General features: G+C 66.0%; 8 protein-coding genes. 2 read left to right on the top strand and 6 right to left on the bottom strand.

Annotated elements, in window-relative coordinates; translation table 11 throughout:
* From VGE27_RS18135 to VGE27_RS18125, 3 genes are all read right to left on the bottom strand, one after another.
* The coding region (locus VGE27_RS18135; protein WP_331051092.1) for a hypothetical protein at positions 1 to 215 on the bottom strand (215 nt) is incomplete at its 3' end.
* A 30-nt stretch (positions 216 to 245) separates the two neighbouring features.
* On the bottom strand, positions 246 to 815 hold the full coding sequence (locus VGE27_RS18130) for a hypothetical protein (RefSeq protein WP_331051091.1): 570 nt from the start codon (positions 813 to 815) through the stop codon (positions 246 to 248).
* A gap of 214 nt (positions 816 to 1,029) precedes the next feature.
* Complete coding sequence (locus VGE27_RS18125) at positions 1,030 to 4,287, bottom strand: WD40/YVTN/BNR-like repeat-containing protein (protein WP_331051090.1); 3,258 nt, start codon at positions 4,285 to 4,287, stop codon at positions 1,030 to 1,032.
* 70 nt (positions 4,288 to 4,357) lie between these two features.
* On the opposite strand from VGE27_RS18125, the gene VGE27_RS18120 reads away from it, so the two are divergent.
* On the top strand, positions 4,358 to 5,419 hold the full coding sequence (locus tag VGE27_RS18120) for an NAD(P)-dependent alcohol dehydrogenase (protein ID WP_331051089.1): 1,062 nt from the start codon (positions 4,358 to 4,360) through the stop codon (positions 5,417 to 5,419).
* Positions 5,420 to 5,447: 28 nt separating this feature from the next.
* Here the strand turns inward: VGE27_RS18120 and VGE27_RS18115 are convergent, their stop codons facing one another.
* From VGE27_RS18115 to VGE27_RS18105, 3 genes are read right to left on the bottom strand one after another with little or no spacing between them, the layout of a single operon-like run.
* Positions 5,448 to 6,125 carry a class I SAM-dependent methyltransferase gene (locus VGE27_RS18115; RefSeq protein WP_331051088.1) on the bottom strand — a complete coding sequence of 226 codons (678 nt, stop codon included), beginning with the start codon at positions 6,123 to 6,125 and terminating at the stop codon, positions 5,448 to 5,450.
* A gap of 40 nt (positions 6,126 to 6,165) precedes the next feature.
* Positions 6,166 to 6,885 (bottom strand): polysaccharide deacetylase family protein, encoded by a 720-nt coding sequence (locus VGE27_RS18110; protein WP_331051087.1) that lies wholly within the window; start codon positions 6,883 to 6,885, stop codon positions 6,166 to 6,168.
* A 7-nt stretch (positions 6,886 to 6,892) separates the two neighbouring features.
* Complete coding sequence (locus tag VGE27_RS18105) at positions 6,893 to 7,738, bottom strand: glycosyltransferase family 2 protein (RefSeq protein WP_331051086.1); 846 nt, start codon at positions 7,736 to 7,738, stop codon at positions 6,893 to 6,895.
* A 119-nt stretch (positions 7,739 to 7,857) separates the two neighbouring features.
* On the opposite strand from VGE27_RS18105, the gene VGE27_RS18100 reads away from it, so the two are divergent.
* Entirely contained in the window at positions 7,858 to 8,580 is a 723-nt protein-coding gene (locus VGE27_RS18100; protein ID WP_331051085.1) for a response regulator transcription factor, read from the top strand.
* Positions 8,581 to 8,585: the final 5 nt, after the last annotated feature.

The following is an 8,585-nucleotide window of genomic DNA, read 5'->3' as shown; positions in this document are numbered from 1 at the left end:
AGCGATTCCACGTCGGCCGTATCGATGCCAATGCGGACCGCTTCGCCGTCCTGCAGCACGATGGTCACTTCGTGTTCGGCGATGGCCATGCCTCGCCACGCGCCCCGCAGACGGCGCAATGCTTCGACCGTTTCGGTCGTCGCCTGGAATCGATACTCGCGCAGAAAACACCCCGACGTAGAGCCCAGCCTGTGCGACGGCCGCTGCAGCCGCACCGGGCCAGTCAGGCCCGCACTGGAATCTCGCTACTCGGCCCGTCGCAGCACATAGGCGTGGCGGAACGCGAAGGTGTCCTCGTCGACCTGTTCTTCGGTGACCATGCGCACCTCGCCGGCACTGACCACGAACGTCTCGCGCTGGCGGTTGCCGGGTACATCGAGGCCAAGACTGTCCGCTTCCTCGGTAGTCTGGAGCACCAGACGCAGTGGGGCTGCGCCCTCGCCGCCGCCGCGTGAGATCACATCGAACGCCTGATGCCACCGGGCGGAGCTGTTGCCCCAGCGAGCGGTCTCCATGGCGCCATCGAAATGCAGACGATCGGTGCGGGTGGCCACGCGTCCCTGGGCATCCTCGTACTGGAACTGCAACTCGAGGCCGTCACGATCGGGAGCTGGCACGACCTTGAGCTTGGTGTGCCGCGTCACGCGCACACCCAACAGGCTGTCCGGCGTCTCGAGCGTGCCCTGCCACTCACCCACCAGCCGGCTGTAAAGCTGGTCACGCTCGAGCGTGCGCGTGAGCCGAGCCGGTCGCATGCAAGCTGAAGCGACGGACAGGACCAACAGGGCGATTGTGAGGACGGATGTGCGGCGCATGGTGGGGACCTCCGGAGACGACTGGCGCACAGGTATGCCCATTTGACGCAGCGAGGGGCCAAAGGGTTGCATGGCGCCAACAGGCGATCAATCCCGCACCCTACCCCTAGGGACGAAGCGCACTCAGTTCCCGGAAACACGAGAGGCGCCGATCACTCGGCGCCTCTCTGCCTGCCTGGGTGATTGTGCGCCCGATCAGCGACCGGGCATCACGTCACCGACGATCGCGATCCTCGTCACGGTCTTCGTCGTCAGAGAAACCAAACGGGTTGCCACCAACGGCTGCCCCCATGTTCTCGACGCGCAGGCGCTGCTTCATCACCGTGCCGCCAACCTGCAGCACCACGGCGAAGTCGCCGGTGTTGGCCATGCCGCCGCCCGCACCGCCGCCGCCGAAGCCGCCGCGTCCGCCGGTGGCCGGCATCGGCAGGCCGATCAGGTCGAACACCCGACGCACGGCCGGATTGCTGCCGGCGTTCTGCAACTGCGTGGCGCGCTCCTGCAGTGCGGCCGCACCTTCTCCACCGCCCGTGGGCGCACCAACGCGCAACGTGGTGGCTTCCGCCGGCCTGGCGCAGAACGCCTCCCACTGCGTGAGCGGACGTTCACACGCGCCCGCACCAGCGCGGCCCCCACCGCCGCGACCTGCGGCAAAGCCACCCGCCGGCGGATTGAGCAGCTGCCGCGCCAACGCCAGCGCGGTGCTGTCGTACTTCGCCTTGCTGAGCGAATCCAGCACCTGCGGCATGCGCACCGCGCGCAGAATGCTGTCGCGCTTCTCACTCGGCGTCAGTGCCGCGCGCGCCGCCGGGCGCGCATTGAGCGCGAAGTTCCACGTCACCGTGTGCAGGCCCGCGGTGGCCGGTCCCGTCATGCTGCTCACTGTATCGCCGGTGGCACTCACGATGGAGATGCGCGCCTGCCCCGTGCTGCCCTGTGCGATGCGATAGCTGATCGATGCCCCGTACGCCGGGTTCTGCGTGGCGAAGAAGTTCTGACCGTTGCCGTTGCCGCTCGCGCCACGCAGGGGTTCCTCACCCCACTGCTGCGCAGGACGCGGCTCGAACAGGTGCACCGGCTTGGCCGCGATCTCCTTCGACATCTGCTGCAGCGGCGCCACGTCGAGGATCCAGATGCCACGACCATGCGTTGCGGCAATCAGTTCGCGATCACGCGGATGAATCTGCAGATCGTATACCGGCGTGCTCGGCCAATTGCCCGTCAGCTTGGTCCACGTCGCGCCGCGATCGATGGACGCATACACGCCGATCGACGAGCCCACGTACAGCAGGTCGGGATTGGTGGGGTCTTCGCGCACCACGTGCAGGTAGTCACCCACACCGCCCGTGGGCAGGTTGCTCACCAGCGACGTGAAGGACTTGCCACCATCGCGCGACACGAACAGGTACGGCTTGAAGTCACCCCAGCGGTGGTTGTCGAATGCCACGTACACCACGTTGGTGTCGAACTTCGACGCTTCCACGCGCGTCACGTACACTTCACCGCCATTCGGCAGTCCGGGAATTCGTGACGACAGGTTCTCCCACGAGCCGCCATCGTTGGCCGACTTCCACACGTGACCGTCATCGGTGCCGGCGTACAACAGGCCGGCGCGGGCCGGGCTCTCCTCGAGCGCCACCACCGTGCCATACGTCTCGGCGCCGGTTGCGTCGAGCGTGATGCCACCCGTCAGACGCAACGACGTGTCGAGCTTGGCCGTGAGCTTGCGCGACAGATCGGGCGAGATGAGCTGCAGATCATCACCACGCTTTACCGACTTGAGCACACGGTTGCCGGCGAAGTAGATGACGGCCGGATTGTGCGGCGAGATGAAGAACGGCGAATTCCAGTTGAAGCGCAGCGACAGGTCTGCCGAATCGGCCTTCTGCTGGGTGCGCAGCGCATTGATGGCCGTGGTCTGGGCACGCGTGGCCGGCGTCAGCGGGTTGCCGCGGATGACCGCGATGGAGTCTTCCCACGCCTTGTACTTGGCCTGCCAGCTCGGCTTCACGAACGGCGCACGCTCACCCGACTTGAGGTTCACGCGCGACGCATTGCCGCCCTGCGACTCACCGTACACGATGTTCGGATCGGTGGGATCCATCGCGGCATAGAAGCCGTCACCACCGGCGATGGTGAACCAGTAGCCCAGGCTCGTCGTGCCCGTGCGGCGGCGCGACGGACCACACCAGGTGCCGTTGTCCTGCGCGCCGGTGCAGATGTTGTACGGCACGCTCATGTCGTAGGCCACTTCGTAGAACTGCGCGACGGGGATGTTCTGCCCCTGCGAGAAGTTGCCGCCCTTGTCGTACGTGAACGCCACACCGCCGTCGTTGGCGAGCACCCAGCGCTCAGGATCATTCGGGTCGATCCAGATGCCGTGATCGTCCACGTGCACACCCTGCGCGGTGTTGCGCGACGTCTTGCCACCGTCGTCGGACACCTGCAGGTCGGTGCTCGAGAAGTACACGCGATCAGCATTCTTCGGATCGCTGCGCACCTGCGAGTAATAGAACGGACGCACGTTGTAGTTGTTCATCTGCGTCCACGTGGTGCCGCCATCGGTGCTGCGCCAGAGGCCGTTCAGCTTCGGGTTGCGCTCACCGACGATGGGCAACGTCGTCTTCTCCGACGCCTCGATCATCATGTAGATGACGTTCGGATTGCCGAGGTTGATGTCGAGGCTCATGCGTCCCTTGAGGCCCGCCGGGAAACCACCGCCCTTCACCTCGTTCCACGTCACGCCGGCATCGGTGCTCTTCCACAGGGCCGACCCCGGGCCGCCGCTCCACAGCGAGTATGGCGTACGGAACCGCTCCCAGCTCGTCGCGAACACGATGTTCGGATCCTTCGGATGCATGGCCACGTCCACAAAGCCCGCCTTGTCGCTGACGTGCTTCACGAGCGTCCAGGTGTTGCCGCCATCGGTGGTGCGATAGAGGCCGCGTTCCGGATTGGAGCGCCACGCGGCACCGAGGGCCGCCACGATCACGATGTTCGGGTTGGTCGGATGCACCGCGATGCGTCCGATGTGCTCGGTCTTCTCGAGCCCCTTGGCCTGCCACGTGATGCCACCGTCGGTGCTCTTGAAGATGCCGCCACCGGGCTCGATGGAATTGCGTGAATTCACCTCTCCCGTGCCGGCCCACACCTGCTGCGTGTCGCTCGGCGCGATGGCCAGAGCACCCATCGACACGACGCGCTTGTCGTCGAACGTGGGACGCCAGGTGATGCCATTGTTGGTCGTCTTCCAGATACCACCCGCCGCCGAGGCGGCAATGATGGTCTTGGAGGGGCCGGGGATACCGACCACATCGGAGAAACGGCCCATAAAGTTGGCCGGTCCGATGGTGCGCCAGCGCATGCCGGCGATGGTCGCGGAATCGATGGCCTGAGCCGCTGCGGTGCTCGCGCACAACAACGACCCGACCATCGTCACCGCGACACGCGGGACGAAACGGGAGATTTTCATGATTGGGGCGGGATGGTTGGGACCAATGGAACGGTGGAAAAGCTACGTCACGGCCGCCAGCTTTACAGGTATGATCCCCACAATCGGCATTGCCGCGTTCGACGCGGCCGGTCCCCTGGGCCCCTGGCGCTTCGATCGCCGCACGCCCGGCGCGCACGATGTCCAGATCCAGATCGAGTACTGCGGCATCTGCCACTCCGACCTGCACACCGTGCGGGGCGAGTGGGGCGGCATCGAATACCCCCAGGTGCCCGGGCATGAGATCGTCGGGCGCGTCGTGGCGGTCGGCCCGCAGGTGTCCAGGTGGGCCGTGGGCGACCGGGTCGGCGTGGGGTGCATGGTGGACAGCTGCCGCACCTGCGTCCCCTGCCAGGACGGCCTCGAGCAGTACTGCGAGGCGGGCAACACCGGCACCTACGGCGGCACAGAGAAAGAGACCGGCCGCCCCACCCAGGGTGGCTACTCCTCGGCCATCGTGGTCAACGAGGACTTCGTGCTGCGCATCCCGGAGAATCTCGATCCGGCGGCAGCGGCTCCCCTGCTCTGCGCCGGTGTGACCACCTGGTCGCCGCTCCGCCACTGGAAGATCGGCCCGGGCAAGCGTGTGGGTGTGGTGGGCATCGGTGGACTCGGGCACATGGCCGTGAAGCTTGCGGCCGCCATGGGTGCCGAAGTGGTGGTGCTCACCACGTCACCGTCCAAGGTGGAAGACGCCAGGCGCCTCGGCGCGCATCATGTGATCGTGTCGGGTGACGCGGCCGCCATGCGCGCGCATCGCAACACTCTCGACCTCATCATCGACTCGGTCAGTGCCCCGCACGATATCGAAGCCGAGATGCGGCTGCTGCGTCTCGATGGCACGCTGTGCCTGGTAGGTGTGTCGCCGGAAACCCACCCGATGCCGGCCGCGTTCACATTCATCGGCAAGCGCCGCTCGCTGGCCGGTTCGCTCATCGGCGGCATCGCCGAGACGCAGGAGATGCTCGACTTCTGCGGCAAGCACGGCATCACCGCCGATATCGAGCGTATCAGTGCGGCCGATGTGAACACGGCTTACGAGCGCATGCTCAAGTCGGACGTGAAGTACCGCTTTGTGATTGATCTCTCTACGCTGAGCGCGCCAGCAGTCTGAATGCCGGCGCGCCCACGCGACGAACGCCTCAGGGCGCCTGTGGTGCCATCTGGAAGCTGCTTCCGGGTGGCACCATGGCTTTCACGGTCCAGCGCACGTCGCGCGCGTTGGTGATGGTGACACGATCGAGTGTGGTGTAGCGCGCGTCGAGCGCTGCCCACAGGGCGTCGTTGCGCTCCTTGCCGTGCATGGAGATGAGCAGCACGCCGTCCGGCGCCAGCATCGACTCGTAGCGCTGCACACCGGTCAACGTGTCGTGCAGGTAGTAGATGCTTTCGTTGAACACGATCACGTCGAATTTCTCAGCGACCGTGAATTCGTTCATGTCACCCACCACGAAGCGGGTGGTGGCGTTCACCTTGTGCTGCGCTTTTTGTATGGCCTGCTCGAAGTCGACGCCCATGTAACGTCCCGCCGCACCGCGCAATTCCTCCTGGAAGACGCCCTCTCCGCATCCCACATCGAGCAGCGAGCCGCCCGGCTTGAGATAGGCGGCGTATCCGGCGAGTACACTGTGGTGCGCGCGCTCGTCGATGTTGCGCAGCCAATCCCAGCCGCCCGTGGCGTATTCGGTGTTCCAGCGTCGTTCACGGTCCATGCGCAGGGTACGTCGCACAGCGCGGGCGAGACGGGCACTCAACGGCAAGGCGGAAGAGTCCACGCCGACAGTCACATCGGCGGGTGCAGCACTCTGGCGGGAAGACATGGGCGGGAACGAGGGGGGCGGTGGGGAAATCCCGTGCGCGTCAGATGAGCGACGGGGTCAGTTGCAGCTTGGCGAACTTGAGCGCGAAGTGCGTGAGTGACAGCGGACCACCCACGCTCATGCGACCAAGGCGGAACGGGTCCGACCGGCGCCGGATCGTACGACGTTTGAGCGTGACGGCACCGGCGAATCCGGCTTCGCGTACGCGCTGCACGGTGAGCAGATCGTGGGATCCGTAGGGGAAAGCCAGGCTTTCACACAACGCGCCGAGTGCCTGCTCGAGGTCCTCGCGCGAGCCGGCAAGCTCTTCGTGCGCCGTGGGACCGTCGAGGCCACGCACCCGGCGATGATGCCGGGTGTGAGCGCCGACATCATGTCCCGCATGCAGCAGCGCGCGCAGTGCCGCAGCATCGAGCAATCGGGCCGGGGGTGCGGTGGGATCCCAGCGATTGCGATCACCCAGATAGGCACTCACCGCGTACACCGTACAGGGCCAGTTGTGATGCGCGAGGCGTGGTAGTGCATGCGTCACCACGCTGTCGTAGGCATCATCGAACGTGATCGCCACGGGACGCGCTGGCAGACTGTGCGTACCTCGCTGCCACGCGAGAATCTGTGCGACGGTCACGCCCGTGTACCCCATCCGCGCCAGCCAGCCAACTTGCTCGGCAAACGCGTCCGGCGTGACGAAGTTGGTGTCGCGGTGCGCCTCGACGGGCGGCGTTTCGATGCGATGGTAGCACAGCGCGGGAATCCACACGAGCCGATCAGTGCGTCGTGGGGAATGGCGAATCGAGCCCCGGCTCGTTCATGGGCACGGCAGCCATAGCGGCGTGCCGCTTGCGCTGTTCATCCCACAGCAGCGCGTACTTCGCAAAGCCGCACCAGGCATGCACCGCGGCAAAGACGAACCCGCGCATGCCTTCACGCCACATGCCCTCCATCAGGTAGGTCTTCACGAAACGCCACGCCGGTCGGAACACCACATCGGACGTACGCACGCGACGCCCCGACGACATCAGGTCCTGCGCGCCCCAGACAGAATACCGATGTCCCTTTTGGAGCTGATGGGCGAGGTCGCGATAGGACTCGTGCTCGAGTCGCGCCGTGAGATCGGCGACCGGTCCCTGCACTTCGAGGCGCTCGTGTACACGTTGCGACGTCCAGCGCGCGGAGGCGCGGTACAGCCGGATGTGCCAGTCGCGCGACCATCCGCCCAACTCGTAGGGTGCGCCGAGATAGCGATTCCGCATCTGGATGCGATACGCATCGGCTTCGGGGATCGCACCGGTGCCGTTCACGACAGCGGCCACCTCGGCCGCCAGTTCCTCCGACGCCCGCTCGTCGGCGTCCACCGACAACACCCAGCGATGACTCGCCCGCGCAATCGCGGCGTTCTTCTGGTCGGCGATGGTGGGGCCGCAGCCTTCCAGCACGACAGCGCCGAAACGTCGCGCGATCTCCCGGGTACGGTCGGACGAGCTGGCATCGGCGACGATGACTTCCGCCGCCCAATGGATGGAAGTCAGGCAGGCGGGGAGGCGGTCCTCCTCGTTGAGCGTCGGGATGACGACCGTGACGGGAACAGGCCCGGGCGCGTTGGTACGTGTCATGGGGGCGTGCGAGCGTTACGTTGCGGATACCGGCTCCACGCTCAGCAACTCCATCCCCGTTCGGGAGCGGCTCACCACCGCTTTAATACCTCCTTAACGCCGTCCCCCTCCCCGGTCGCATGGCCCGTTCGCCCATCGCCGAGTGGCCCGATCCGGACACTCTCCTCGTCGTCGAAGACGATGATGCTCTTCGTGAAACGCTCGCCCTGACACTCGGCACCATGTGCCGTCAGGTGCGCACGGCCAGCTCACTGACCGAAGCCGTGCGTGAGTGCGCGCAGGTGGCGCCTGAGCTCGTGCTGCTCGACCTGGGCTTGCCCGACGGCGACGGATCGGAGTTGCTGCGCCAGCTGCGCACCGTGACCGACGTGCCCATCATCGTGCTTTCGGGGCGCGATGATGAAGACGAGAAGGTGGCCATCCTCGATGCCGGTGCCGACGACTTCATCAGCAAGCCGTGTGGCGCAGCGGAATTGCAGGCGCGGGTGCGCGGGCAGATTCGTCGGGCGGCCATGTCACATGCATCGCGTGCCTGGTCCCTGCTCACCGTGGATGGCGTGGAGATCGACCTGCAGCAGCAGCGCGTAGTTCGGCACGGCACTCTACAGCGACTGACACCCACCGAATGGTCGCTGCTGCGCGCCCTCGTGCTGCATGCCGGCAGACCCATGTCGCCGCGGCAGCTGTGGGACATCGTGTGGGATCGTGAGTTCGGTGACTTTGCCACTCACGTCCGCGTGCACATCACGCACCTGCGCCGGAAGATCGAACCCGACGCGTCGATGCCTCGCCTGATCATCACCGAGCCAGGCGTCGGCTACCGGTTCAACGTGCCGACATGACCGAC

It is taken from the genome of Gemmatimonas sp. (assembly GCF_036405635.1).
Lineage (GTDB): Bacteria > Gemmatimonadota > Gemmatimonadetes > Gemmatimonadales > Gemmatimonadaceae > Gemmatimonas.
The sequence above is the reverse complement of the archived record's forward strand: the minus strand, read 5'-3'. Positions and strand labels throughout refer to the sequence as shown.